The sequence below is a fragment of the Pseudomonas sp. RA_35y_Pfl2_P32 genome, from assembly GCF_963970735.1.
Lineage (GTDB): Bacteria > Pseudomonadota > Gammaproteobacteria > Pseudomonadales > Pseudomonadaceae > Aquipseudomonas.
In genome coordinates this window covers 88,146-114,771 of sequence record NZ_CAXAQF010000002.1, presented here as the reverse complement: position 1 = coordinate 114,771, position 26,626 = coordinate 88,146, and the positions used below count along the sequence as shown (strand labels likewise).

The window sequence follows — 26,626 nt, the reverse complement described above, 5'->3', positions numbered from 1 at the left end:
CGCGTTGCCTTGAAGTCCATCGCGAGCAAGCTCGCTCCTACAGGAAGGCAGCTTCATCCACCGATTTCACAGGAGTCACCGCACTATGAGCCGCGCCCCAGACACATGGATTCTGACCGCCGACTGCCCCAGCGTCCTCGGCACCGTGGACGCGGTGACCCGCTTTCTGTTCGAGCAGGGCTGCTACGTCACCGAGCACCACTCCTTCGATGACCGGCTCTCGGGGCGTTTTTTCATTCGTGTGGAGTTTCGCCAGCCCGATGGATTCGACGAGCAGTCGTTCCGCGCCGGCCTGGCTGAGCGTGGTGAAGCCTTCGGGATGATTTTCGAGCTGACCCCGCCGCACCACCGGCCGAAAGTGGTGATCATGGTTTCCAAGGCCGATCACTGCCTCAACGATCTGCTCTACCGCCAACGTATCGGCCAGTTGTCGATGGACGTGGCGGCGGTGGTCTCCAACCACCCGGACCTCAAGCCCCTGGCCGACTGGCACGGCATTCCGTATTACCACTTCCCCCTCGACCCCAACGACAAGCCCTCGCAGGAGCGCCAGGTGTGGCAGGTGATCGAGGAGTCCGGTGCCGAACTGGTGATCCTTGCGCGCTACATGCAAGTGCTGTCGCCGGAACTGTGCCGCAAGCTCGACGGCAAGGCGATCAACATCCACCACTCGTTGCTGCCCGGTTTCAAGGGGGCCAAACCCTATCACCAGGCTTACAACAAGGGGGTGAAGCTGGTCGGCGCCACGGCGCACTACATCAACAACGACCTGGACGAAGGCCCGATCATTGCCCAGGGCGTGGAGGCGGTGGATCACAGCCATTACCCCGAAGACCTGATTGCCAAGGGGCGGGATATCGAAGGCCTGACCCTGGCCCGTGCGGTGGGTTATCACATTGAGCGGCGAGTGTTTTTGAACGCCAATCGCACGGTCGTTCTTTAGATCGTCATCGCGGGCTTGCCCGCGATGAGGCCCCTACAAGCAACACAGAAACAGCATCTGTACCCGAGCACTTAACGCGCTGCCTGTCTGGGCAACGCGGTTTCATAAAAACAACAGCGAGGTGAAAGCATGTCTGGCAATCGTGGTGTGGTGTATCTCGGCGCGGGCAAGGTCGAAGTACAGAAAATCGACTATCCGAAAATGCAGGACCCGCGCGGCCGCAAGATCGAGCACGGGGTGATCCTGCGCGTGGTCTCCACCAACATCTGTGGTTCCGACCAGCACATGGTGCGCGGTCGCACCACGGCCCAGACCGGGCTGGTGCTGGGGCACGAGATCACCGGGGAGGTGATCGAGAAGGGCAGCGACGTCGAGAACCTGAAAATCGGCGACCTGGTCTCGGTACCGTTCAACGTGGCTTGCGGGCGCTGCCGTTCCTGCAAGGAAATGCACACCGGCGTGTGCCTGAGCGTGAACCCGGCTCGCCCGGGCGGCGCCTACGGTTATGTCGACATGGGCGACTGGACCGGTGGCCAGGCCGAGTACGCCATGGTGCCGTACGCTGACTTCAACCTGCTGAAACTGCCGGATCGCGACCGGGCGATGGAAAAAATTCGCGACCTGACCTGCCTCTCCGACATCCTACCGACCGGTTATCACGGCGCCGTTACAGCCGGCGTTGGCCCGGGCAGCACTGTGTATGTGGCCGGCGCCGGCCCCGTCGGCCTGGCGGCTGCCGCTTCGGCGCGCTTACTGGGCGCCGCGGTGGTGATCATCGGTGACGTCAACCCGATCCGCCTGGCGCACGCCAAGGCCCAGGGTTTCGAAATCGCCGACCTGTCCCTCGATACCCCGCTGCACGAACAGATCGCTGCCTTGTTGGGCGAGCCGGAAGTGGATTGCGCCGTCGATGCCGTTGGCTTCGAAGCGCGCGGTCACGGCCATGCCGGGGTCAAGCACGAAGCCCCGGCCACCGTGCTCAACTCCTTGATGGGCGTGGTGCGGGTCGCCGGCAAGATCGGTATTCCGGGGCTGTACGTCACTGAAGATCCAGGGGCGGTGGATGCGGCGGCCAAGATGGGCAGCCTGAGCATTCGTTTTGGCCTGGGCTGGGCCAAATCCCACAGCTTCCACACCGGCCAGACCCCGGTGATGAAGTACAACCGCCAGTTGATGCAGGCGATCATGTGGGACCGTATCCACATTGCCGACATCGTCGGTGTGGAAGTGATCAGCCTGGATGACGCACCCCGTGGCTACGGCGAGTTCGATGCGGGCGTGCCGAAGAAGTTTGTGATCGATCCGCACAAGTTGTTCAGTGCGGCTTAAGGCCTGGCGCAGGGCAAAAGGACGACCTCGGGTCGTCCTTTTTTATGGGCGTTAAAGCGTCCTGAGAAGACCCGGCGCGGTCCTTGAGATGAAAGGAAAGGCAGTCACGGAACAATAACCGGTGGTTTTCAGTCAAAATGCCAGCTTTGCGCCCGCTTGAGGGCATTTTTGAAGGTTCAGGAGTTTTTCAATGAAGATTTCACGCGGTTTTGCTTTGGCTTCGCTCATGACATTGGCCGCCAGCCCGGTCTTCGCCGGTTTCAGCCTGAACGACGTGGCCGGTGCTGTGTCTGGCATGCAGGGTGGCGACAAGGCCGCTGCCGCCGCGCCGACTTCGCAGACCGCAGGTCTGTTGAGCGCCCTGAGTGCCCTGGACGTCAAGCCAGAACAAGCCATTGGCGGCACCAGCGCGATGCTGGGCCTGGCCAAGAACACGTTGAGCGCCAGCGACTATTCCGAGCTGGCCAAGAGCGTGCCGGGCATCGACAAGCTCTCCGGTGGCAGCGGTAACCTGGGCGCCCTGGCGGGCATGCTGGGTTCGTCCGGCAAGGCCGCGGGCCTGGAAAATGCCCTGGGTAACGTCAAGGACACCAACGACCTGAACACCGCGTTCAGCGCGCTGGGCATGGACAGCGGCATGGTCGGCCAGTTTGCCCCGATCCTGCTGCAGTACCTGGGCCAGCAAGGCGTTGGCGGCACCCTGCTCAAGAGCCTGGGCAGCATCTGGGGCGTCTGACCGCGTCTCACTCACGCCCGGCGCGCAAGGCGTCGATGCGTGCATCCTTGTCGATCCAGAGCTGGTTGACCCAGTTCTGGACGCTTTGGCGAAACAGCGGATCGTTTTCGTAGTCGCCCTGCCACAACGCCGGATCCAGTTCACGGGTCTGGATGTCGATGATCACCCGCGGCACCGCACCGCTGATCAAATCCCAGAACCCCGGAATCTTCTCCTGTGGATAGACCACGGTGACGTCGAGCATGGCGTCCAGTTGATCGCCCATGGCCGCCAGCACAAACGCCACGCCGCCGGCCTTGGGGTTGAGCAGGTGCCTGAAGGGGGATTGCTGGGCGTTGCGCTTGGCCGGGGTGAAACGGGTGCCTTCCAGGTAGTTGACCACTGTCACCGGCTGACGCTTGAACAGTTCGCACGCGGCCCGGGTAATCGCCAGGTCCTGGCCACGCCGTTCCGGGTGCCTGGCCAGGAAGGCCTTGCTGTAGCGCTTCATGAACGGGTAATCCAGCGCCCACCAGGCCAGACCCAGGAAAGGCACCCAGATCAGTTCCTTTTTCAGGAAGAACTTGAAGAACGGCGTGCGTCGGTTGAGGGTCTGGATCAGGGCCGGGATATCGACCCAGGATTGGTGGTTGCTGACCACCAGGTAAGAGGTGTCGACCCGCAGGCCTTCGCCCCCGCGAATGTCCCAGCGGGTGGGGATGCAGCAGGCGAAAATCAGCTTGTCGATTTGCGCCCAGGTCTCGGCGATCCACATCACCGCCCCGCTCGCGGCGTCACGGTAGCGGCCGGGCAGGACCCGTTTGAGCAGGGCGAACACCAGCAGGGGGCCGATCAGGACCAGGGTGTTGAGTAACAGCAGCAGGGTGACGAAACAGCCGGTGAGCAGGCGGCGCATAAGTAACTCTTGAAAGCATTTGGGCGGGCCATGATAAGCAGCTTCGAGGCGCAGGCCAAATCTGCGGGCTGACGAATGTTTCACCTTTGCGCGGGTATGCTGCGCCAGATGATCGGGTCTTAGGGGTGTTCTCGCTTGCCCGCGATGGTGTTTCGAAGAGCGAACGAATTGCTGACAGACTGTCTAAAATCCCGCGGCTCACTCCTCAAGGGAATCCACGACGTGAAATCTATCCTCGCACTGTTATCCCTCCTGGCCCTGCCGGTCATGGCCGCCGAGCCGACCCTGTATGGCCGTTACGAATACATCCAGCTGCCGGAGATCGGCGGTGAAGTGCTCAAGGCGAAGATGGACACTGGCGCGCTGACAGCCTCGCTGTCGGCCAAGGACATCGAAACCTTCACCCGCGATGGCGAGGAGTGGGTGCGTTTTCGCCTGGCCACCAAGGACGCCAGCAATAAGGTCTACGAGCACAAGGTCGCGCGCATCAGCAAGATCAAGAGCCGCGCTGAAGAAGACGAGGACGACCAGGAAGTGGCCGCGCCCACCAAGCGTCCGGTGGTCGACCTGGAACTGTGCCTGGGCGACGTCAAGCGCACCGTCGAGGTCAACCTCACCGACCGCAGCAGCTTCAACTACCCACTGCTGATCGGCGCCAAGGCGCTGCGCGAGTTTGGCGCGGCGGTGAACCCGGCACGCCGGTTCACGGCTGACAAGCCGGACTGTTGAGGCCACCGCTAGCGGCGACTTTTCAGCGGTTTCTTACAGGTAGGGCCGACAAGGTCCTACGGGTTTGAGCGCTGGGTAACACTTGTCAGATTGACGTCGATGACACCGTGGGGCACCGTTCGCCCACTTAACTGTCGGGCCCGGATGGCATGCCTCATATTCTGATTGTCGAAGACGAAGCGGCGATTGCCGATACCTTGGTGTTTGCCTTGCAAGGCGAGGGTTTCACCACCACTTGGGTGAGCCTGGGGGGCGCCGCCCTTGAGCATCAGCGGGCGACCCCCGCCGACCTGGTCATTCTCGACATCGGTCTGCCGGACATCAGCGGTTTTGAAACCTGCAGGCAGTTGCGCCGGTTCAGCGAAGTGCCGGTGATGTTCCTCAGCGCCCGCGACGGCGAGATCGATCGGGTGGTGGGCCTGGAGATCGGTGCCGACGACTATGTGGTCAAGCCGTTCAGCCCACGGGAAGTGGCGGCGCGGGTGCGGGCGATCCTCAAGCGCATGGCGCCACGGCCGGGGATCGAATCCACCCGTGCGTTGTTCCAGATGGACAGCGAACGCGTGCTGATCACCTATCGCGGCCAACCACTGAGCCTGACCCGGCATGAGTACCGCTTGTTGCAGTGTCTGCTGGAACAGCCGGAGCGGGTCTTCAGTCGCGAACAACTGCTCGACGCGCTGGGCATCGCCAGCGATGCCGGGTACGAGCGCAGCATCGACAGCCACATCAAGAGCGTGCGCGCCAAGCTGCGGCTGGTAGCGGCCAATGCCGAGCCGATCCAGACCCACCGTGGCCTCGGCTACAGCTACAGCCCAGGGACCAGTTGATGCCGTTGGCGATCCGGATCTTCCTGGTCTATGTGCTGTTTGTCGGCCTGACCGGTTACTTTGTGCTCAACACGGTGATGGAAGAAATCCGTCCTGGCGTGCGTCAGTCCACCGAAGAGACCCTGGTGGACACCGCCAACCTGATGGCCGAGATCCTGCGCGACGACTTCAAGGCCGGGACCCTCAATCAGAACCGTTGGCCCGAGCTGCTCAAGGCCTACGGCGAGCGGCAGCCGGGGGCGAGTATCTGGGGCCTGGCGAAGAACCAGGTCAACCATCGCATCTACGTGACCGACGCCAAAGGCGTGGTGGTGCTGGACTCCAGCGCCCGTGCCGTGGGCCAGGATTACTCGCGCTGGAACGATGTGTACCTGACCCTGCGCGGTGAATACGGCGCGCGCTCGACCCGCAGCGATCCCGACGACGCCAGTTCTTCGGTGATGCACGTGGGGGCGCCGATTCGCGACAACGGGCAGATCATTGGCGTGGTCACCGTGGCCAAGCCCAACAGCTCGCTGCAGCCTTACGTCGACCGCACCGAGCGCCGTTTGCTCGGCTACGGCGCGGGCTTGATCGGCCTCGGCCTGCTGTTCGGGGCGGCATTGTCGTGGTGGTTGAGTGTGGCGCTGCGGCGCTTGACTGCGTATGCCCAGGCGGTCAGCGAAGGGCGCCGGGCCGAGCTGCCGCACTACCGTGGCGGTGAGCTTGCGCAACTGGCCACGGCGGTCGAACACATGCGCACGCAACTGGAAGGCAAGGCGTATGTGGAGCGTTATGTGCACACCTTGACCCACGAATTGAAGAGCCCGCTGGCGGCGATTCGTGGCGCGGCCGAACTGTTGCAGGACGAGATGCCGGCCACCCAGCGCCAGCGTTTCGTCAGCAACATCGACACTGAAAGCGCGCGTATGCAGCAGTTGATCGAGCGCCTGTTGAACCTGGCCCAGGTCGAGCAGCGGCAAACCCTTGAGGAGCGGGTGCAGGTACCGTTGGCGGCCTTGGTCGATGAGTTGCTCGAAACCCAACAGGCGCGCATCGAGCGCAAACAGCTGCGCATCGAGACACAGATCGCCGCCGACCTGGCGCTGTCAGGCGAAGCCTTTCTGTTGCGCCAGGCGCTGGCTAACCTGCTGGAGAACGCCCTGGATTTCACCCCGTCCCACGGCGTCCTGCGTTTTAGCGCACAGCGGCGGGGAGAGCAGGTCGAGTTCAGTCTGTTCAACCAGGCCGACCCGATTCCCGATTACGCCCTGGGCCGCCTGAGCGAGCGTTTCTACTCACTGCCACGGCCTGACAGTGGACGTAAAAGCACCGGGCTGGGGCTCAATTTTGTGGAAGAGGTGGTGAAGTTGCATGGGGGAACACTGCGGGTTGGGAATGTACCCGATGGGGTTGAGGTGACGCTGCACCTACCGTAGCCGCTGCCGAACGCAGGCTGCGCCAGCGGCTACAGATACCGGTTCTCCACACACTCTGCATATTCGCTCCATAAAACCCACACACGGGCCTTGCAGACTCTCCCTCATTCGAACAGGGAGAACTTCCATGAACCGCTGTCTGGCCATAAAACTCGGGGCGATTGCCCTATTGATTCTGTTGTTGCTGATTCCCTTGCTGATGATCAGCGGCATGATCTTCGACCGTCAGCAACTGCGTGATGGCGTGCTCGACGACATCGCCCGCAGTTCCAGCTACCGCCAGCAACTGACCGGACCGCTGCTGGTGGTGCCGTACCGCAAGGCGGTGCGCACCTGGAAGCTCAACGAAAAAACCAACAAGCGTTACCAGGAAACCAGCCAGGAGCGCGGTCGTTTGTATTTCCTGCCGGAGCGTTTCGAACTCGATGGCCAGGTGCAAACCGAACGGCGGGCCCGCGGTATCTATGAGGCGCGGCTGTTTCACGCCAACAACCGCATCAGCGGGCAGTTTTCCCTTCCCGAGCGCCTGGGCATCAAGGAAGACTTCATCGACTACCAGTTCGACCAGCCGTACCTGGCAGTGGGCATCAGCGATATTCGCGGCATCGAAAACGCCTTGCAGTTGGAGCTTGACGGCCAGCGCCTGGACTTCGACCCGGGAACCCAGGAGGACTGGCTGGGGGAAGGCGTACACGTGATGCTCGCACCACTGGATACCCGCAAAGCCAATGAGCTGCAGTTCGGTTTTGACCTGCGCCTGCAGGGTACCGGGCAATTGCAGATTACCCCGGTGGGCAGGACCAGCCAGGTCAAGCTGCAAGCCGACTGGCCCCATCCAAGTTTCATCGGCAATTATTTGCCTGCACAGCGTGAGATCGGTGCCGCAGGTTTCAGTGCCCGCTGGCAGACCTCGTTTTTCTCCACCAACCTGGAGGAGGCACTCGGCAATTGTGTGGCCGGTGGCGGTTGTGAAGAGTTCAAGAGCCGTAACTTTGGCGTCAGCTTTATCGACCCGGTGGACCAGTACCTCAAGAGCGAGCGGGCAATCAAATACGCCTTGTTGTTTATCGTGCTGACGTTTGCCGGGTTCTTTCTCTTCGAAGTGCTCAAGGGCCTGGCGGTGCACCCGGTGCAGTACGCTCTGGTGGGGGTGGCGCTGGCGTTTTTCTACTTGTTGCTGTTGTCGCTGTCCGAGCACATCGGGTTCGCCCTGGCCTACCTGTTGTCTGCCAGTGCCTGTGTGTTGCTGATTGGTTTTTATGTGGGCCACGTGCTGCATAGCACGCTGCACGGCCTGGGTTTTTCAGCGGGGCTGGCGGCGTTGTATGGGCTGTTGTACGGACTGCTGAGCGCCGAGGATTACGCGCTGTTGATGGGCTCGTTGCTGCTGTTCGGCTTGCTCGGGGTGTTCATGGTGCTGACGCGCCGGTTGGACTGGTACGGGATTGGCCAGCGCCGCTCGGGCAAGGTCGAGGTGGTGTCGTGAGTCGCTCGTTGGGGTTGCGTGAGGAGCAACGGCAGGCGGACAACCTGGTGCGGCGGATTGCGTTGTTGTTCCCTCTGGAGCGAAGCGCGGCGTGTGGGGTCAGGCCGCGCTCCTGCGGGTCGGCTAAACCTGCGGCACGCTGGCCTGCATCGACGGACGCTGGCTGACGTCGGCGTACCAGGCGGCGAGTTGCGGCTGGGCGTCACGCCACTGCAGGTCGGGGTGACGCAGGTCCAGGTAGCCCAGGGCACAGGCGACGCTGATGGCGGCGACGTCGAAGTGGCAGCTCAGTTCGGCGATGTTGTCGGCTTCGAGCACCGCCAGGGCGCGGCGGATCTTCTCGCGCTGGGCGTCCAGCCATTGCGCCCAGTGTTTTTCCGGGGCGCGCAGGGCGAGTTCGTAGCGGATCATCACGGCGGCCTCCAGGATGCCGTCGGCCAGCGCGGCGAGGGTCAGGCGCCGCCAGCGTGCGCTGCCTTCGCGAGGGATCAGCGGGTTGCCGACGTGCTGCTGGTCGAGGTACTCGAGGATCACCCGGCTGTCGTACAGCACCGTGCCGTCGGCCAGGCGCAGGGCCGGGATCTTGCCCAACGGGTTGTCCTGGTTCAACGCGGCGTCCGGGCTGACCGGGCTCAGTTGGCTAGGTTGCAGCGCCACGCGGTTCAGTTGACCGGTTTCATGCAACAGCACCATTACTTTGCGCACAAAGGGCGAGGCGGGGTTGTGGAACAGGGTCATGCTGGGGGCGGACATGGCGGCGTCTCCGTCGGTGGCAGTGCCGCAGCATAGCGCGTTGGCCCGATAGCTCAAGCGTCACGGCTTGGACCTTTGTGGGAGCAAGCGGAGCGCCGCCCGGTTCGCTCCCACAGGGGTTAATGGCGTTGGAGTAGACCACGCAGGGCAAGAGCGGCGGGGATTCCAAGTCCCAACCAGCTCAGGCCGTCCCAGATCCCGTCACCCAACAGCGCCGAGAACAAGCCTGCGGCACTGAGCAGGGCAATCACGGTGGGTGTGGCGAAGACTTTCCAGAAGTTCGACTGACGCGGTCTCATGGGGTGCCCTCCTGGGCCACGGCCAGCGGTTTCGCAGTCTGGCGCCGGACTGTCCACAGGTACAGGCCGCTGCCGAGGACGATGAGGGTCAGCACATCGAGTACCGCCCAGAGGATTTTCATCGGCATGCCGCCGTAGTCACCGAAGTGCAGCGGCTGCGACATGCCCATGACGTCCATGTACCAGGGGCGTTCGGCGATGGCGGTGACTTCCAGGGTGCTGGCGTCGATCAGTACCGGGGTCAGCAAGTGGGAGGTCAGGTGGGTGCTGCCTTTCATGAACACCGCGTAGTGGTGTTCGCTGGAGAAACGGGTGCCGGGGAAGGCGATGAAGTCGGTTTGCATCTCGGGTGCAGCCCGCTGGGCGATCTCCAGCAACTGGCTGGCAGGCGCCAGTCGGGTCAGGGGCGGTGCCTCGCGGTAGGGTTCGATCATTGCGCCCAGGGCTTCGTTGCGCCAGGCGGCGATGAGCAGGTCGGCGCAGGCGCTGACCACCCCGGTGACGCCCACCACCAGGGCCCAAGTCAGGGTGACCACCCCGATCAGGTTGTGCAGGTCGAGCCAGCGCAGGCGCGTGGATTTATCCTGGCGCACGGTACCGAATGGCAGGCGCCGCATGAACGGCAGGTACAGCACCGTCCCGGACACGATGGCCAGCACGAACAGAAACCCCATGAACGCCAGCAGCAATTTGCCTGGCAGTCCGGCGAACAGGTCGACGTGCAGGCGCAGGATGACCATCATCAGCCCGCCGTTGGCCGACGGCATGGCCACCGGTTCGCCGGTGCGGGCGTCGAGCATGTAGGTGTGGGACAGGTTGGGTTCGGTGCCGGCAGTTTTGGCCATGATCGCGATCACGCCGTTGGGTTCGTCCTCATCCCAGCCCAGGTACTGCATGACCTCGTCGGGGCGATGAGCCTGGGCCTTGGCGACCAGCTGTTGCAGATTCAGGTGCGGGGTGTCGGCCGGCATCTGTTGCAACACGGGTGCATCGCCCAGCAGGTGCTCGATCTCATGATGAAAGATCAGCGGCAGACCGGTCAGGGCGAGCATCAGCAGAAACGCTGTGCAAATCAGGCTGGTCCAGGTGTGGATAAAGGACCAGCGGCGGATGGTTTTGCTTTTCATCGTTCATCCAAATGGACAAGGGCCACCGTATGGGCGGCCCTTCAATCAGGGGGTGCGGCTTAGAACTTGTAGTTGACGCTGGCGACTACGTTGCGTTCATCGCCGTAGTAGCACCAGTAGCCATCGCAGTTGGCCAGGTAGTCCTTGTCGAACAGGTTCTTGGCTTCGACCGCGACCGTGACACCCTTCATGGTTTTGTCCAGGCGACCGAGGTCGTAATGGACGGCGGCGTCATACACGGTGTAGGAGCTGACATGGGCTACATCGGTGTTGGCCGTGTTGCCGTAGGTGTCGCCGACGTAGCGGACCCCGCCACCCATGCCGAAGCCGTCGAGCGCACCCGCGTGCCAGGTGTAATCGGCCCACAGGGTGGCCTGGTTGCGCGGTATCAGCGCCATGCGGTTGCCGACTTCGCTCTCCAGGCCTTTGCGGATTTCCGTGTCGGTGTAGGTGTAGGAACCCATCACCTTGAGGTTGTCGGTGACCTCGGTGGTCGCTTCCAGCTCCAGACCGCGAACCTTCAGCTCACCGACCTGGCGGGTGATGCTGCCTTCGGTGACGCTGACGTTTTCCTGGCGCAGATCGTAGACCGCCGCCGTCAACAGGCTCTTACTGCCCACGGGCTGGTACTTCACGCCGACTTCGTACTGATGGCCTTCGGTCGGCTTGAACGCCTCGGTGGCCGAGACGTTGGCGCCGATGCTCGGTTGGAACGACTCGGTGTAGGAAATGTAAGGCGTCACACCGTTGTCGAACACATAGCTGAGGCCGACGTTGCCGGTGAAGGCCTTGTCGCGCTGGGTGTTGGTGACATCGTTGTTGTTATGGAAGGTGGTGCCGGTGTGGACCCAGTCTTCACGGCCGCCGAGGGTCAGGCGCCAGTTGTCCAGGGCCATCTGGTCTTGAACGTACAGGCCGGTCTGGTGGGTTTTCTGGTTGTAGTCCTGCATGGCGAAGTACGTGACACCGGACATGTCCGCGCCGTAGATCGGGTTGTTGACGTTGATCGGAGGCACGCCCATGCCATACAGCCATTGGTAGTTGGTGTTGGCGCGCTGGTGATCGAGGCCCAACAGCAGGGTATGACGGATAGCACCCGTGTCGAAGTCGGCCTGGAAGTTGTTGTCGACCGCAAACTGGCTGATGTCTTCGTTGACGATGCCCGACTCGCGGTTGACGTTGCCATCTTCGTCGACAGTATTGAAGGTGGCGACGTTGACCGCCTGGAATTCCAGGTCGCTCTTGGTGTAGCGCAGGTTCTGACGGAACTGCCAGACGTCGTTCAAGCGCTGTTCGTAGGCGTAACCCAGGGCGTAGTAGGTGCGGTCGTAGAAGTCCCAGTCCGGCTCGCCCAGGTTCTTGTGATGGGAAATATCTCCGGCTGGCGAGCTGAGCTTGGTGCCCTGCAGCGGCAAAAACTGGCCGGTGATACCGGTGTCGTCGCGGGTGTACTGGGAAATGAAGGTCAGGCTGGCGTCTTCATTGATGTTCCAGGTCAGGCTTGGGGCGATGTTGTAGCGCTTGTCCGGGATGTGGTCGACCGGCGCATTGCTGTCGCGCACCACGCCACTGACACGGTAGAGAAACTGGCCTTCGTCATCGATCTTGCCGGTGCTGTCGAAGTTGATCTGCTTATGTTCGTTGCTGCCGGCCTGGGCTTCGATCTGGTGTGCGCTTTGGAGCTGTGGACGGCGGCTGACCATATCGAGCATGCCGCCCGGTGGCGTCTGTCCATAGACCGAGGACGCCGGGCCGCGCAGTACCGTAATGCGCTCCAGGTTCCAGGGTTCGACTTTCGGGTTGGAGAACGAACCCTTGGGCAGCGGCAGGCCGTCGAGGAACTGGGTCGGGTCGAAGCCACGCACACGCAGCCAGTCGGCCCGGGAGTCGGAGCCGTAGCCGCTGCTCTGTACGCCTGCGGTGTAGCGCAGAGCGTCATTGAGGTTGAGCACCTGGCGCTCATCCAGCTGCTCGCGGGTGATCACGGTCATCGAGCGAGGCACTTCGACGATGGCCGTGTCGGTCTTGGTCCCGGCCGCGGTACGGGTCGCCACAAAACCGGCGGCTGGGCCCCAGGCGCTTTCGCTACTTTCGATACCGATCACGCTGGTTTCCGGCAGCGCCATCACACCCTCGGGAACGGCCACCAGGCTGTAGGTGCCGGCGCTGCTTTGTTCCAGTTGCAGGCCGGTGCCGCGCAGGGCCTGGCTCAGGGCGCTGGCGGCGTCGAACTGGCCGTTGACCGGGGCGGAGGTTTTGCCGGCGGCCAGGGACGGGTTGAGGCTCAAGGCGAGGCCGGCCTGGCTGGCGATCTGGTTCAGGGTGCTGGCCAGGGGCGCGGCCGGCAGGTTGTAGGCGCGAACGCTGGACGTCTGCTCGGCGGCCACCAGCAGGGTGCTGGTCAGCGGGGTGCCGAAGGCAATGGCCAGGGCCAACAGACTGGGGCGCAACAAGGTCTCTAGCGAACGTGACATACGGCGGCTCCTGAATGGAAATATTTCTCAATTGCCTATGTGCCGAACGAGATTGAAAAAGTGATAGGGGCGGATGGAAATAATTTCGATTCAGCCAAAACAGCCCCGGTGACCGGGGCTGTCCTCAACCTTCAGGGTTTGGCGACTACGGTGACCCACCACGAGGTGCGTTGCTCGATCTGCACCGGCAGGGTCGGCAGCAAGGCGCTCAGGGCCAGGTCGGTGTTGTGCAGCGGGAAGCTGCCGGTGATCCGCAGGTCGGCGACGTCCGGATCGACGCCGAGGTGGCCCGGGCGGTAGCGATCGAGTTCGTGGATCAGGTCTTTGAGGCGGACGTTGTCCACCACCAGCATGCCGCGGGTCCAGGCGTCGCTGCCGGGGGTGAGTGCCAGCAGCGGGCCGAGGCCGTCGCGGCGCATCAGCACCTGCTGGCCTTCCTTGAGAATCTGTTCGTCGGCCCGTACCTGGGGGCGTGCGGCTACCGCCGACTGCAACACGCTCAGGCGCGTGCCGTGGTCTTCGCGCTTGACCAGGAACCGTGTGCCGAGGGCGCGCATCTGGCCGTCGCGGGTCTCGACAATGAAGGGGCGCGCATCGTTGTGTCCGGTTTCAATGAGGATTTCCCCTTCCTGCAGGACGATCCGGCGCTGCTTCTCATCAAACCGCACGTCCAGCGCACTGTGGGTGTTGAGGTTGATCAAGGTGCCGTCGGCCAGGCGCAGGGTGCGTTGTTCGCCGGTGGCGGTGCGCTGGTCGGCCAGCCAGTAATCGAGGGGCAGGTAGCGCTCGCCGGCGAACAAGCCCAGGCCGATCACCAGCAGGACGCTGGCGATCCCGCTGCCGAGCTTGCGCACCCGGCGACGGATGCTTTCGCGCGATTGCAGCAGTGCAACCCGGCCCGGCCCATTGGCCACGCTGAAACGCTGATCGAGCATGCCCAATTGCTGCCAGGCGCGGGCGTGTTCTTCATCGGCGGCGTGCCATTTGGCGAACGCCTCGCGCTCCACCGCAGTGCCCGCGCCCGAATCGAGGGACAGTTGCCAGGCGATGGCGGCGTCGAGTACCCGCGCCGAGACCGGCTTGGAACTGACCGGGCTCATGCGGGCTCGCCGTACAGCGCCACATAACACTGGCGGGTACCCTGGGCCAGGTATTGCCGTACCCGTGGCACGGAGACGCCCAGGCGCTCGGCGATTTCGGCATGGCCGAGGCCGTCGAGGCGGTTATAGAGGAAGGCGGTGCGGGCTTTGCTCGAGAGCTTGCCGAGCAGGCGGTCGATGGTCTTCAGGTCTTCGAGGATCAGTTGCTGTTCTTCCACCGAAGGTTGCTCGCCTTCGGGGATCAGCATCAATTCGGTGAGGTAGGCCTGTTCCAGCGCGGCGCGGCGGAAATAGTCGAACAGCAGGCCCTTGGCGATGGCCACCAGGAATGCCCGAGGCTCGCGAGGCTGCTTGAATGCTTCGCGCCCGAGCAAACGCACGAAGGTGTCCTGGCTCAGGTCTTCGGCTTTGGAGGGGCAGGCCACGTTGCGCCGTAGCCAGGCCAATAGCCAACCGCGATGGTCGCGATACAACGCACCAACCCGTTCACTGTGAGGGCTTTGGACTGACGACAAATGGCTTCACCGAATACACGTTTAAACTAACGAGAATTATTCGCGATTGTGTCAGAGCCAATGCCTGCATGCAATTGGCGTTGGTCGGGTCGATGCTGCCGAAACCTGGATTAAAAGGAGTGTTTTTGTTGGCGCCGTTTCCACTGGCTCAGCCGTTGTTGCAGGTCCGAGGGGCTGTGGATATGTTGTGCCCGCGCCCGGCTGAACAGGATCAACGCCAGCTCGGCCGTGGCCATGGCGTCGGCGCTGGCGTTGTGGCGCTCGAAGATCTGCAACTGGAACCAGTTGATCCAGTCATCCAGGCCGGCCTCGCGGATGTGTGCTTGGGGGCAGAGTAGGGGGGCCATGTCGGCAACATCAAGAAACCTATGTTGTAAGCGATAACCCAGGCTTTCCTTCAGGGCGCGGCCCAGCATGTGTTGATCGAAGGGGGCATGGAAGGCCAGGAGCGGGCTGTCGCCGACAAACTCCATGAAGTCCAGCAGGGCGTCCACCGGATCGCTGCCGGCGGCAATCGCGCTTGGCCCCAGCCCGTGCAGCAAGACGCTGGGCCCCAGTTTGTGCGTGTGGCGTTGCAGGGTGCGCTCGAACTGCTGGCTGAAATCGATCGCGCCATCTTCGATGACCACGGCACCGATGGACAGCACCAGGTCCTTGTTCAGGTTCAAGCCAGTGGTTTCCAGGTCGAGCACCACCCAGCGTTGCTCGCGCAGGCTGCAATCATGCAGCGTCGGCGCGCTGGGCAAGCGCGCCAGGCGTTGTTGCTGTTCGAGGGTCAGGGTCGGGCCGGCCGGGCGCAGCCAGGAAAACAGACTCATAGCTGGTACCGCAGGCTGAGGCTGCTTTGCAGGCGTTGGGCCTGGCGCAGGGATTCGCGCAGGATGCGTCGGTCCAGGTGATTGAGGCTGTCCGGGTCGACGCGGTTGGAGTAGGGCAGGTTCTCGCGGCTCTGGCGCTGGTGTTGTTGCATGCGGGTTTGCTGGATGAAGTGGTAGGCCTCTTCGTAGGCAGCACCGTCCAGCGACTCGATGACTTCCTTGGCCACCAGCTCACGGAAGCGTTCCAGGGTGTTGTTGGTTTCAATGCCGTTGGCCAGGGCCAGCAGGCGCGCGCCGTCGACAAAGGGCGTCAGGCCTTGCACCTTGAGGTCGAGGGTGGCTTTTTCGCCATTCTTCTTCGTCAGCACGAACTCGCGTAAACGCCCCACCGGCGGCCGTTGGCGCAAGGCATTCTCGGCCAGCATGCGCTGGAACAGGCGATTGTCGGCAACCTGGTCGAGGATGGCCCGGCGCAGTTGCGCACAGCCCTGCTCGTCGCCCCAGACCACCCGCAGGTCAAAGTAGATACTGGAGCCCAGCAGGTTCTGCGGGGTGGCTTCGCGGATGAAGGCGGCGAAGCGCCTGGCCCACTCGGCTCGGGACAGGCACAGCTCGGGATTGCCGGCCATGATGTTGCCCTTGCACAGGGTGAAGCCGCAGAGCGCCAGGCTGTGGTTGATCTGTTGGGCGATGGGCAATAGCTGATCGCGGATCTCGGCGGCATGGGCGGCGTCGCGCGCCTCGAACAGCAGACCGTTGTCCTGGTCGGTGTGCAGGGTTTGCTCGCGGCGGCCTTCACTGCCGAAACACAACCAACTGAAGGGGATGCCCGGGTCGCCTTTTTCCGCGAGTGTCAGTTCGATCACCCGGCATACGGTGTGGTCGTTGAGCAGGGTGATGATCTGGGTGATCTGGGTCGAGGAGGCGCCGTGGGCAAGCATGCGCTCGACCAGTTGGCCAATCTCGCCGCGGATCGCCACCAGGTTATCGACCCGTGGCGCGTTCCGAATGGTGCGCGCCAGGTGCACCAGGTCGACCCGCTGCAGGGAAAACAGATCGCGCTCGGAGACCACGCCGCACAGGCGCTGGTCCTTGACCAGGCAGACGTGGGCGATATGCCGTTCGGTCATGGCGATGGCCGCGTCGAACGCGCTGTGGTCCGGGCTCAGGTAAAACGGCGCCTGGGTCATGTGCCGGGCAATGGGCTGGTCGAAGTCGCGAGTGCCTTCGGCCACCACGTGGCGCAAGTCGCGCAGGGTGAAAATCCCCAGGGGGGCTTTATGTTCATCGACGATCACAATGCTGCCGACCTGTTGCTCATGCATCAGGGTCACGGCTTCGCGCAGGGGCGTGGCCGGGCCACAGGTCACCGGGTGTCGCATTGCCAGTTCGCCGAGGCGGGTGTTGAGTGAGTACTGGGTGCCGAGGGTTTCCACGGCTTTTTGCTGGACCTGTTGGTTGACCTGGTCCAGCAGGCTGCTGACGCCGCGTAGGGCAAAGTCGCGGAAGGCACTGGAAAGGGCGAACAGCTTGATGAACGCCAGCTTGTTCAACTGCAGGCAAAAGGTGTCTTCGCCCGCCAGGTGCTCGGTGCGGGTCGCCCGTTCGCCGAGCAGCGCGGCGAGGGGAAAACACTCGCCGGTGGTGATTTCGAAGGTGGTTTCGGTACCGCCCTTGGCGGTGTGTGGACGCTCGCCCACCACCCGGCCCTGCTTGACGATGTAGAAGTGTTCTACCGGGCCGTCGGCGGGCTTGATGATGCTGTCGCCAGGCGCGTAGAAACGCAGTTGGCATTGCTCCACCAGGTACGCCAGGTGCGCGTGTTCCATCTGGTTGAACGGTGGGAACCGCTGCAGGAACTGCAAGGTGCCCTGGATGTTTTGCAACACCGCGGTTTTCCCAGCCTGGGTGAAGGCGTCCGTTTTACTCATAACCATGACCGCAGTCTTTTTCGATTTATTGTTGTAGGGGTATCTGCATGGTCGGCCCCTGCGCACGGGGTGCCCATTGGACGTAAGTCTAGGTCGGGGGACATCGATAAAAAAACCCGGAGATGTCCTACGCCATGAGTACCTAAAACCTTTGCCGACCCTCTTGGAAAAATATCCGACGAAGCGCACATTTAAGCTCTACTTAGCGATGTCAGATAATTGTGCTAGGGGAATGATCTGAACCTGTTGAGTGACCTATGTCCGACCACGATATTTTGAGCGATGCCGAGCGTGAAGCGCTGAGTGCAATCATGCTTGAACCGGATTTGCCGCCCCAGCGGGTCTTGATCGTCGAGGATGATCAGGATGCCCGCGAATTGCTCTCGAGGTTCTTGGGCCTTTCCGGCATTCGTTGCATGACCGCGGCCAGCGGCGAAAGCGCGCTGAAGCTGTTGGAGACAACCCCCTCGATTGGCCTGGTGATCACCGACCTGCGCATGGGCCATGTCGACGGCCTGGATTTGATTCGCCAGGTCCGTGAGTCGGTCCGGGCGGCGCTGCCGATCATTATTGTTTCCGGCGATGCCGACGTGAAGGACGCGATTGCGGCCATGCACATGAGCGTGGTGGATTTCCTGCTCAAGCCGATCGATACCGACAAGTTGCTGGAGCTGGTCAGGCATGAGCTGGGCATGCCCCTGTAAGCGGTCGCTGCCGGCGCCATGAAAAAAGGCCCTGATCTGTCGATCAGGGCCTTTTTTTGTCCGGCGTCAGCGCTTACTTACAGGCCATTGGCGGCCTTGAATTCACGCCGGCGACGGTGCAGGACCGGCTCGGTGTAGCCGTTCGGCTGCTGGGTGCCTTCGATCACCAGTTCGACCGCCGCCTGGAAGGCGATGTTGCTGTCGAAGTTCGGTGCCAGCGGGCGGTACAGCGGGTCGTTGGCGTTCTGGCGGTCAACCACCGGCGCCATGCGCTTGAGGCTTTCCATCACTTGATCTTCAGTGACGATGCCATGGCGCAGCCAGTTGGCGATGTGCTGGCTGGAGATACGCAGCGTCGCACGGTCTTCCATCAGGCCGACGTCATTGATGTCCGGGACCTTCGAGCAGCCCACACCCTGGTCGATCCAGCGCACCACATAACCGAGAATGCCCTGGGCGTTGTTGTCCAGTTCGTGCTTGATCTGCTCGTCGCTCCACTGCGGGTTCACCGCCAGCGGGATGGTCAGGATGTCGTCTACCGAAGCGCGGGTGCGCTTGGCCAGCTCGGCCTGGCGGGCGAACACGTCGACCTTGTGGTAGTGCAGGGCGTGCAGGGCGGCAGCCGTCGGCGACGGTACCCAGGCGGTGTTGGCACCGGCCAGTGGGTGGGCGACTTTCTGCTCGAGCATGGCAGCCATCAGATCAGGCATGGCCCACATGCCTTTACCGATTTGCGCCCGGCCTTGCAGGCCGGTGCTCAGACCGATATCGACGTTCCAGTTTTCGTAGGCGCCGATCCATTTCTCGGCCTTCATGTCGGCCTTGCGAACCATCGGGCCGGCTTCCATGGAGGTGTGGATTTCATCGCCGGTGCGGTCGAGGAAGCCGGTGTTGATGAACACCACGCGCTCGCTGGCGGCCTTGATGCACGCCTTGAGGTTGAGGGTGGTGCGCCGCTCTTCGTCCATGATCCCGACTTTGAGGGTGTTGCGTGGCAGCTCGAGGACGTCTTCGATGCGCCCGAACAGCTCGTTGGTGAACGCTGCTTCTTCAGGGCCGTGCATTTTCGGTTTGACGATGTAGACCGAACCGGTGCGGCTGTTTTTGCGGCGGGTGTTGCCGTTGAGGCTGTGGATCGCCGCCAGGTTGGTCACCAGGCCGTCGAGGATACCTTCCGGGACTTCGTTGCCGTCCTTGTCGAGGATCGCATCGATGGTCATCAGGTGGCCGACGTTACGCACGAACAGCAGGGAACGGCCGTGCAGGCTCAGTTCGCTGCCATCAGGCGCGGTGTAGGTGCGGTCGGCGTTCATGGTGCGGGTAAAGTTCTGGCCGCCCTTGCTGACTTCTTCCGACAGGTCGCCCTTCATCAGGCCGAGCCAGTTGCGGTAGATCACGACCTTGTCATCGGCATCGACGGCGGCGACCGAGTCTTCGCAGTCCATGATGGTGGTCAGCGCCGCTTCCATCAGTACGTCTTTGACACCGGCCGCGTCGGTCTGGCCGACCGGGGTGCTGGCGTCGATCTGGATTTCGAAGTGCAGGCCGTTGTGCTTGAGCAACACCGCAGTCGGTGCCGCGGCGTCGCCGTGGAAGCCGATCAGTTGCGCGTCGTTACGCAGGCCGCTGTTGCTGCCGCCCTTGAGGCTGACCACCAGCTTGCCATCAACGATTGCGTAGCGGCTGGAGTCGACATGGGAGCCGGCGGCCAGCGGTGCGGCGTCGTCGAGGAAGGCGCGGGCGAAGGCGATGACCTTGTCGCCGCGGACCTTGTTGTAGCCTTTGCCTTTTTCCGCGCCATCGGCTTCGCTGATGGCGTCAGTGCCATAGAGCGCGTCGTACAACGAACCCCAGCGAGCGTTCGAGGCGTTGAGGGCGAAGCGGGCGTTCATCACCGGCACCACCAGTTGCGGGCCGGCCATGTGGGCGATTTCTTCGTCGACGTTTTGCGTCGTCGCCTGGAAATCGGCCGCTTCTGGCAGCAGATAACCGATGTCTTGTAGGAAGGCTTTGTAGGCCACAGCATCGTGTGCTTGACCGGTACGGGACTGGTGCCAGGCGTCGATACGCGCCTGGAAGTCATCGCGTTTGGCGAGTAGGGCTTTGTTCTTCGGGGCCAGGTCGTGAATGACCTTGTCGGCACCGGCCCAGAACTTATCGGCGGTGAGGCCGGTACCGGGAATGGCTTCGTTGTTCACGAAGTCGAACAGGACTTTGGCGACCTGCAGGCCACCGACTTGAACGTGTTCAGTCATTGCTTGCCTCACTCTGCTCAGCTATTTCGCTTTTCAGCTCTTCAATTATGACAATGAAGCCACTGGCCATTTAAACCACAAACCGCCCTACCAGTACATGCCATGACGGGCGGCTGGGTGGGACCAATCAACGGCTTGGAGGCCTTGCTGACGGGGCTTTCAGGGTTGCGATTGTGCCTGCGGCAGACATCGATCCAACGTTATGTAGTGCGCGCTGCGGCATACTACATGATGAATTGCGGTTGTGAAAATTAGACTAATTACGTCGTTCTGCGACCCCATGACGCATTGCAGTCACGTCGGGGCACGGGATGTTCTCAAAAAACCATGAGATTGTTCCAGCTAAATATAAAAACTTGTACACGATTTGTGGCTTTGCAGGTTTCCGGTGGAACGCCAGTCGCGGGCAAGCCTTGCTCCTACAACTGCCGAGGCTGTAGGAACAAGGCTTGCCCGTGATGGCGTCGATCGACGCACCGACGTACCAGCGCATCGGGACCGATCATCACCAGCCCCTTGCCTATACTTGCCTTTCCAGAACAAAAGTCATGACAAGAGGGCTGCGCCATGGACCACCTCGTACTCACGGTATTCGCCCCGGATAAACCCGGTCAGGTCGAGCGCATTGCCCAATGTATCGCCGAACATGGCGGCAACTGGCTGGAAAGCCGCATGTCGCGGATGGCCGGGCAATTTGCCGGGATCCTGCGGGTGGGGGTGCCGGCCGAAGCCTACGACGAACTGGTGGATGCACTGCAGGCGTTGGCCAGCCACGGGATTCGGGTGTTGATTGCCGAGAGCGGGATCGAGCAGTCCTGCACCTGGAAGCCGATTGCCATGGAGTTGGTGGGTAACGATCGCCCGGGGATTGTGCGCGACATTACCCGCCTGCTCAGTGAGCAGGGGGTCAACCTGGAGCGGTTGGTGACCGAGGTGCGGCCGGCACCCATGAGCAGCGAACCCCTGTTCCATGCCGAAGCCATTCTTGCGGTGCCTTTGACCCTGTCGCTGGACGTGCTGCAGTCGCGCCTGGAAACCCTGGCCGATGACTTGATGGTGGAGTTGGTGTTGCGCAGCGATCCCTAGGCACAGACCGGGTTATCCAAGAAAAACCTGCACCTGCCTGTGGATAACCTGTAGAGACAGGGCTGCAGCCCGGGCGGGCCGTGGGTTTCCAAGGATTGGTCAAAAAACCAACAGTTTCAAGGGCTTGTGCACAAACGGCGGGGATCAGGTTGTGGATAACCTTGGGAAGGATGGCTGCAGGCCACGTACACCGTGGTCTGCAGTTTATTGTGCGTTTTTTGATCAGCTGCGCCGGCGCAAACTGATCCACGCATCGATGCTGTAGACCGCCAGACCAGCCCAGATAAACATGAACGCAACCAGGGTGCTGGAGGACAGGTGTTCGCCGAACAGCAGCACCGCCTGCAACAGCACCAGGGTCGGCGCCAGGTATTGCAGGAAGCCCAGGGTGGTGTAGGGCAAGTGCCGGGCGGCGGCGTTGAAGCAGACCAGCGGCACCAGCGTCACGGGCCCCGCCGCCACCAGCCACCAGGCTTCGGAGGTGGTCCAGAACTCAGCTTGAGCGCTGCTGGCGGTCGGGTTGAAGAGCAGCCAGGCGACGGCAATCGGCACCAGCATCCAGGTTTCCACCACCAGCCCGGGCAGGGCCTTGACCGGCGCCTGCTTGCGGATCAGGCCGTAGAAGCCGAAGGTCAACGCCAGCACCAGCGACACCCAGGGCAGGCTGCCGACTTGCCAGACCTGCTGCGCCACACCCACGGCCGCCAGGCCAACGGCCAGCCACTGCAGGCGACGCAGGCGCTCGCCAAGCAGCAACATACCCAACAGCACGTTCACCAGCGGGTTGATGTAGTAACCGAGGCTGGCTTCGAGCATGCGCCCGTTGTTCACCGACCAGACGTAGGTCAGCCAGTTGGCCGCGATCAGCGTCCCGCTCAGGGCCAGGATCGCCAGGCGGCGCGGGTTCTCCCGCAGTTCGCGCCACCAGCCCGGGTGTTTCCAGACCATCAGCAGCAACGCGCCGAACAGCGCCGACCACAGCACCCGGTGGATGATGATTTCCACGGCGGGTACGCTGGCGATGGCCTTGAAGTAGAGCGGGAACAAGCCCCAGATGATGTAGGCACTCAGGCCCAGGATGTAACCGCGACGCGGGTTGGCGGCTTGCATGCAGAATCCTTGCTTAGGCAACTAACAAAGAGGGGATTGTAAGGAGATTTGTCTGCGAATGTCCTGACTGAATAGGTAGGTTTTTTGTGAGCACGGTGGGAGCGAGCTTGCTCGCGATAGCGAATCAACATTCAACAGATCTGTTGACTGAGCCAGCGCTTTCGCGAGCAGGCTCGCTCCTACATCGGGCCTTTGGTCAGAAGAGTTTCAGTGGCTCTTCGTTCAGCGCCGCCAATTGCTCACGCAGCGCCAGTACCTGGTCGCCCCAGTAACGTTCCGTGCCGAACCAGGGAAAGCTGCGCGGGAACGCCGGGTCGTCCCAGCGACGGGCCAGCCAGGCGCTGTAGTGCATCAGGCGCAGGGCGCGCAGCGGCTCGATCAGCGCCAGTTCGCGCGGGTCGAAGTCGTGGAACTCGCGGTAGCCGTCCATCAGTTCCGACAACTGGCTGAGGCATTCCTGGCGATCGCCGGCGAGCATCATCCACAGGTCCTGCACCGCTGGGCCCATGCGACAGTCGTCGAGGTCGACGATATGGAACATCTCATCGCGACACATCATGTTGCCGGGGTGGCAGTCGCCGTGCATGCGGATGTTCTTGTGCGGCGTGCTGGCGTACACCTCTTCCACGCGCTTGAGCAGATCACGCGCCACTGACTCGTAGGCTGGCAGCAAGCTGCGCGGTACGAAGTTGCCTTCGAGCAGGGTGTTCAGCGAGTCATGACCGAAATTCTTCACCCCCAGTGCTTCGCGGTGTTCGAACGGGCGGGTCGAACCCACCGCGTGCAAACGCCCGAGCAACTGGCCCAGGCGGTAGAGCTGGTCGAGATTGCCCGGCTCCGGGGCACGGCCGCCACGGCGCGGGAACAGGGTGAAACGAAAGCCGGCGTGTTCGAACAGGCTTTCGCCATTGTGGATCAGCGGCGCCACCACCGGCACTTCACACTCGGCCAACTCGAAGGTGAAGTGGTGTTCTTCGAGAATGGCTTCGTTGGTCCAGCGCTGTGGGCGGTAGAACTTGGCGATCAGGGGTTCGCTGTCGTCGATACCGACCTGATACACGCGGTTTTCGTAGCTGTTGAGTGCCAGGACGCGTGCGTCGCTGAGAAAGCCGATGCTTTCAACGGCATCGAGCACCAGATCGGGGGTAAGTGTTTCAAACGGGTGAGACATGCTGACTCCTGCGCGCAGCAGGCTGCCGCGTCCGGCCAAGCATGGTAGCGCAGACGGAGGCAGATAGGTGGGGACCGTGCAGGTGTCATCGCGAGCCGGCTCCCAGTGGGCCGGCTCGCGAAGGGGTGGGGTCAGGCGCCGACGATCCCGCCGTCTTCCCGGCGGATGGCCATGACCGAGGAGCGCGGCTTGCCGTTCGGCAAGTGCTCGGGGAAGGTCGAGCCACCGTTCTCACCGGGGTGCTGAATACCGACAAACAGGGTCTTCTGGTCGGGCGAGAAGCTGATGCCGGTCACTTCACAGCCCACCGGGCCGACCATGAAGCGGCGGATTTCCCCGGTCTCAGGGTCGGCGCAAAGCATCTGGTTGTTGCCCATGCCGGCAAAGTCCCCGGCGTTGCTGGAGTCGCCGTCGGTGAGGATCCACAGGCGTCCGGCCTGGTCGAAGCCCAGGCCATCGGGGCTGTTGAACATGTTTTGTGGGGTGATGTTCGACGAGCCGGCCTTGGCCGTGCCAGCGTGCACCGTCGGGTTGCCGGCGACCACGAACAGGTCCCAGGCGAACGCCGGCGAGGCATGGTCGTCGCCCTCGGTGCGCCAGCGCAGGATCTGTCCATAGACGTTCTTCTCCCGTGGGTTCGGTCCGCCGGCCGGCTGCCCCTCTTCGCCGCGCTTGGCGTTGTTGGTCAGGGTGCAATACACCTGGCCGTCGCTCGGGCTGACGACAATCCACTCCGGGCGGTCCATGCGCGTTGCGCCGACCACACTGGCCGCCAGGCGCGCGTGAATCAACACCTCGGCCTGATCGGCGAAGCCGCTGCTGGCGTCGATGCCGTTTTTGCCGTGGCTCAGTTCAACCCATTGGCCCTGGCCCTTGGGGTGATCGGGGTTGCTGTCGCCGGCATCAAAACGGGCCACGTACAAGGTGCCATGGTCCAGCAGGTCGTGGTTGGCCTTGGGGTTTTTGTGGTCGATCTTGTCGCGGCTGATGAACTTGTAGATGAACTCACCGCGCTCGTCGTCGCCCATGTACACCACCGCGCGCCCGTCATGGGTTTCGGCCAGGGCTGCGTTTTCGTGCTTGAAGCGGCCCAGGGCGGTGCGTTTGACCGGCGTCGATTGTGGATCGAACGGGTCGATTTCCACCACCCAGCCATGGCGATTGAGCTCGTTGGGGTTTTTCGCCAGGTCAAAACGCGGGTCGTGGGGGTGCCAGTTGATCTCCTTGCTGGCCGCCACCACGCCGTAGCGTTTTTGCGCGGCGTCGAACTTCTGCTCGGTGTTGCTGCTGCCAAAACAGTCGGTGAAGTTCTCTTCGCAGGTCAGGTAGGTGCCCCAGGGCGTCTTGCCGTTGGCACAGTTCTGGAACGTGCCGAGGACATTCAGCCCCTTGGGGTCGGCGCTGGTCTGCAGCAAGGCGTGGCCGGCGGCCGGGCCACCGACGCGAATCGGCGCGTTGCCGTGGATGCGGCGGTTATAGCGCGAGCCTTGGACGAAGTGCCATTGGCCGTCCTGGCGCTGCACTTCAATCACCGATACGCCTTCGCTGGCCAGGGCCTTGTGCACCTCTTCGGCCGACTGCGGCATGCCGCCGTGGGGGTAGAGGTAGCGGTAGTTGGTGTATTCGTTGTTGATGGCCATCAGGGCGCGGTTGTCGTCGTCCGGGAACGCGAACAGGCTCATGCCATCGTTGTTGTCGCCGAACTGGGCTTCCTGCTGCAGGGCCGTGCCGTTGCCACTGGGGTCAAAGGCCGGTCCGTCCTTGTGCAGGGGCTGGCCCCAACTGATCAACACCGAGGAGGTGTAGCCCGCCGGCAGGGTGAGGGTGTCGCTGGTGGCGGCGGCGATGCTGGCAAAGCCCAGCAGTTTGCTGTTGGCGGCACCGACACTGGCGGCCAGCACGCTGCGGCTCAACAGGTTGCCGCCCAGGAACATTGCGGCACCGCACAGCGCACCGGCACTGATAAAACCGCGGCGGCTGAGGCCGACGATTTTTTCGAGGTCGGTGGCTTGGTTTTCTTCTAATAGGCTCACATCAGGCTCCCTGCTGGTTTTGGCAGTCACCATAAGGGGCGTTGATGACACAAATATTGCAGTGGTTAGCGCTTCACAGCGGTGTGCCGAGCAGCACGTTGGAGGGCGAGAACTGCACCAGCACCGGTTTGCCAACCTGCAGGCCGTGGGTCCTGAGGTGCAATGGCTCGGCCAGGGCGCACAAGGTCTGACCATTGGGCAGGACGATTCGCACCTCACTGGGGCCATCTTCGGCGTCGAGAATTTGCTCCATCGTACCGCGCAGGGCGTTGTAGCCTGGCGTTGGCGCTTGTTCGATCGCCAGCAGTTCCAACCAGCCGGCCTTGATCAGCGCCACCACTTCGGTACCGGCTCGCAAGTCCAGGTGCTGGGTGCTGTCGCGGGTGATTTGCGCGTGCAGGCTCAGGCCGGCCGTCAGGGTCAGGGCGATCAGGTCATTGCGCCCTTGGGCCTCGATGCCGGCGACCGTGCCATGCAACTGGTTGCGGGCACTGGTGCGCAACATCAGGCGGCCAAGCAGGTCGAGGTCGCTGGCATCTTCGGCGGCCTCCAGCACTTGCGCCTGCAAAGCCTGCAGGCGCAGGTAGAGGCGCAGCACGCGCTGGCCCTCGCTGGACAGTCGCGCGCCACCGCCCCCTTTGCCGCCGACACTGCGCTCCACCAGGGGCTTTTGTGCCAGGTTGTTGAGTTCATCGATGGCATCCCACGCCGCCTTGTAGCTCAGCCCGGCGCTCTTCGCGGCGCGGGTGATCGAGCCCTGTTCGGCAATGTGCTGCAGCAGCGCAATGCGTTGCGGGCGACGCACGATGTGTTGAGACAACAAGGTAGGCAAGGACATGATCTGCGCTGCGAGTGCGGGTGATGGCGTCGGAAGTTGGCGGCTC

General features: G+C 62.7%; 23 protein-coding genes. 9 read left to right on the top strand and 14 right to left on the bottom strand.

Annotated elements, in window-relative coordinates; all coding sequences use genetic code 11:
• Nucleotides 1-85 precede the first annotated feature (85 nt).
• The 3 genes from purU (at nucleotide 86) to AACY45_RS02570 (ending at nucleotide 3,008) form a co-directional block, all read left to right on the top strand.
• Entirely contained in the window at nucleotides 86-943 is an 858-nt protein-coding gene (purU, locus tag AACY45_RS02580; RefSeq protein WP_339544012.1) for a formyltetrahydrofolate deformylase, read from the top strand.
• Between the two features lie 129 nt (nucleotides 944-1,072).
• Complete coding sequence (gene fdhA / locus AACY45_RS02575) at nucleotides 1,073-2,272, top strand: formaldehyde dehydrogenase, glutathione-independent (protein WP_095164333.1); 1,200 nt, start codon at nucleotides 1,073-1,075, stop codon at nucleotides 2,270-2,272.
• A 190-nt stretch (nucleotides 2,273-2,462) separates the two neighbouring features.
• Nucleotides 2,463-3,008 (top strand): DUF2780 domain-containing protein, encoded by a 546-nt coding sequence (locus AACY45_RS02570; protein ID WP_339544011.1) that lies wholly within the window; start codon nucleotides 2,463-2,465, stop codon nucleotides 3,006-3,008.
• Nucleotides 3,009-3,015: 7 nt separating this feature from the next.
• On the opposite strand, the gene AACY45_RS02565 is transcribed toward AACY45_RS02570, so the two are convergent.
• Entirely contained in the window at nucleotides 3,016-3,903 is an 888-nt protein-coding gene (locus AACY45_RS02565; protein WP_339544010.1) for an acyltransferase, read from the bottom strand.
• A gap of 222 nt (nucleotides 3,904-4,125) precedes the next feature.
• Here AACY45_RS02565 and rloA2 point away from each other — a divergent pair, with 222 nt between their 5' ends.
• From rloA2 to creD, 4 genes are all read left to right on the top strand, one after another.
• Nucleotides 4,126-4,632 carry a retropepsin-like aspartic peptidase RloA2 gene (gene rloA2, locus AACY45_RS02560; RefSeq protein WP_339544009.1) on the top strand — a complete coding sequence of 169 codons (507 nt, stop codon included), beginning with the start codon at nucleotides 4,126-4,128 and terminating at the stop codon, nucleotides 4,630-4,632.
• A 149-nt stretch (nucleotides 4,633-4,781) separates the two neighbouring features.
• Nucleotides 4,782-5,462, top strand: coding sequence for a two-component system response regulator CreB (gene creB / locus AACY45_RS02555; protein WP_339544008.1), 681 nt, complete (start codon nucleotides 4,782-4,784; stop codon nucleotides 5,460-5,462).
• The gene (gene creC, locus AACY45_RS02550) at nucleotides 5,462-6,880 is read left to right on the top strand and encodes a two-component system sensor histidine kinase CreC (protein ID WP_339544007.1); all 1,419 of its coding nucleotides are present in this window, start codon (nucleotides 5,462-5,464) and stop codon (nucleotides 6,878-6,880) included. Before creB ends, creC begins: the two co-directional genes overlap by 1 nt.
• A gap of 127 nt (nucleotides 6,881-7,007) precedes the next feature.
• Nucleotides 7,008-8,366 (top strand): cell envelope integrity protein CreD, encoded by a 1,359-nt coding sequence (gene creD / locus AACY45_RS02545; RefSeq protein WP_339544006.1) that lies wholly within the window; start codon nucleotides 7,008-7,010, stop codon nucleotides 8,364-8,366.
• A gap of 123 nt (nucleotides 8,367-8,489) precedes the next feature.
• Here the strand turns inward: creD and AACY45_RS02540 are convergent, their stop codons facing one another.
• The 8 genes from AACY45_RS02540 to AACY45_RS02505 all read right to left on the bottom strand — a co-directional run bounded on the left by AACY45_RS02540 (nucleotide 8,490) and on the right by AACY45_RS02505 (nucleotide 17,389).
• Entirely contained in the window at nucleotides 8,490-9,119 is a 630-nt protein-coding gene (locus AACY45_RS02540) for a glutathione S-transferase (protein WP_339544005.1), read from the bottom strand.
• A gap of 119 nt (nucleotides 9,120-9,238) precedes the next feature.
• Complete coding sequence (locus AACY45_RS02535) at nucleotides 9,239-9,418, bottom strand: hypothetical protein (RefSeq protein ID WP_339544004.1); 180 nt, start codon at nucleotides 9,416-9,418, stop codon at nucleotides 9,239-9,241.
• The gene (locus tag AACY45_RS02530) at nucleotides 9,415-10,545 is read right to left on the bottom strand and encodes a PepSY-associated TM helix domain-containing protein (protein ID WP_339544003.1); all 1,131 of its coding nucleotides are present in this window, start codon (nucleotides 10,543-10,545) and stop codon (nucleotides 9,415-9,417) included. The genes AACY45_RS02535 and AACY45_RS02530 overlap by 4 nt, the downstream gene beginning before the upstream one ends.
• 59 nt (nucleotides 10,546-10,604) lie before the next feature.
• Nucleotides 10,605-13,019 carry a TonB-dependent siderophore receptor gene (locus tag AACY45_RS02525; RefSeq protein ID WP_339544002.1) on the bottom strand — a complete coding sequence of 805 codons (2,415 nt, stop codon included), beginning with the start codon at nucleotides 13,017-13,019 and terminating at the stop codon, nucleotides 10,605-10,607.
• Nucleotides 13,020-13,150: 131 nt separating this feature from the next.
• Nucleotides 13,151-14,119 (bottom strand): FecR family protein, encoded by a 969-nt coding sequence (locus AACY45_RS02520; RefSeq protein ID WP_339544001.1) that lies wholly within the window; start codon nucleotides 14,117-14,119, stop codon nucleotides 13,151-13,153.
• Entirely contained in the window at nucleotides 14,116-14,634 is a 519-nt protein-coding gene (locus tag AACY45_RS02515) for an RNA polymerase sigma factor (protein WP_339544000.1), read from the bottom strand. The genes AACY45_RS02520 and AACY45_RS02515 overlap by 4 nt, the downstream gene beginning before the upstream one ends.
• A gap of 110 nt (nucleotides 14,635-14,744) precedes the next feature.
• Nucleotides 14,745-15,452 (bottom strand): 3'-5' exonuclease, encoded by a 708-nt coding sequence (locus AACY45_RS02510; RefSeq protein ID WP_339543999.1) that lies wholly within the window; start codon nucleotides 15,450-15,452, stop codon nucleotides 14,745-14,747.
• Nucleotides 15,449-17,389, bottom strand: coding sequence for a DUF294 nucleotidyltransferase-like domain-containing protein (locus tag AACY45_RS02505; RefSeq protein WP_339543998.1), 1,941 nt, complete (start codon nucleotides 17,387-17,389; stop codon nucleotides 15,449-15,451). Before AACY45_RS02505 ends, AACY45_RS02510 begins: the two co-directional genes overlap by 4 nt.
• A gap of 251 nt (nucleotides 17,390-17,640) precedes the next feature.
• Here AACY45_RS02505 and AACY45_RS02500 point away from each other — a divergent pair, with 251 nt between their 5' ends.
• The gene (locus AACY45_RS02500; protein ID WP_339543997.1) at nucleotides 17,641-18,087 is read left to right on the top strand and encodes a response regulator; all 447 of its coding nucleotides are present in this window, start codon (nucleotides 17,641-17,643) and stop codon (nucleotides 18,085-18,087) included.
• Between the two features lie 77 nt (nucleotides 18,088-18,164).
• Here AACY45_RS02500 and AACY45_RS02495 read toward each other — a convergent pair whose 3' ends face one another.
• Nucleotides 18,165-20,342 carry a malate synthase G gene (locus AACY45_RS02495; protein WP_339543996.1) on the bottom strand — a complete coding sequence of 726 codons (2,178 nt, stop codon included), beginning with the start codon at nucleotides 20,340-20,342 and terminating at the stop codon, nucleotides 18,165-18,167.
• A 567-nt stretch (nucleotides 20,343-20,909) separates the two neighbouring features.
• Between AACY45_RS02495 and AACY45_RS02490 the strand changes: the two genes are divergently transcribed.
• A complete protein-coding gene (locus tag AACY45_RS02490; protein WP_095164307.1) occupies nucleotides 20,910-21,428 on the top strand; it encodes a glycine cleavage system protein R in 519 nt (172 codons plus the stop codon).
• Between the two features lie 222 nt (nucleotides 21,429-21,650).
• Here AACY45_RS02490 and rarD read toward each other — a convergent pair whose 3' ends face one another.
• The 4 genes from rarD to AACY45_RS02470 form a co-directional block, all read right to left on the bottom strand.
• On the bottom strand, nucleotides 21,651-22,538 hold the full coding sequence (rarD, locus tag AACY45_RS02485) for an EamA family transporter RarD (protein WP_339543995.1): 888 nt from the start codon (nucleotides 22,536-22,538) through the stop codon (nucleotides 21,651-21,653).
• 196 nt (nucleotides 22,539-22,734) lie between these two features.
• Nucleotides 22,735-23,709 carry a serine/threonine protein kinase gene (locus AACY45_RS02480; protein WP_339543994.1) on the bottom strand — a complete coding sequence of 325 codons (975 nt, stop codon included), beginning with the start codon at nucleotides 23,707-23,709 and terminating at the stop codon, nucleotides 22,735-22,737.
• A 131-nt stretch (nucleotides 23,710-23,840) separates the two neighbouring features.
• On the bottom strand, nucleotides 23,841-25,742 hold the full coding sequence (locus AACY45_RS02475; protein ID WP_339543993.1) for a PhoX family protein: 1,902 nt from the start codon (nucleotides 25,740-25,742) through the stop codon (nucleotides 23,841-23,843).
• 73 nt (nucleotides 25,743-25,815) lie between these two features.
• Nucleotides 25,816-26,580: a TOBE domain-containing protein gene (locus AACY45_RS02470; RefSeq protein WP_339543992.1), complete on the bottom strand. Its 765-nt coding sequence runs from the start codon at nucleotides 26,578-26,580 to the stop codon at nucleotides 25,816-25,818.
• Nucleotides 26,581-26,626: the final 46 nt, after the last annotated feature.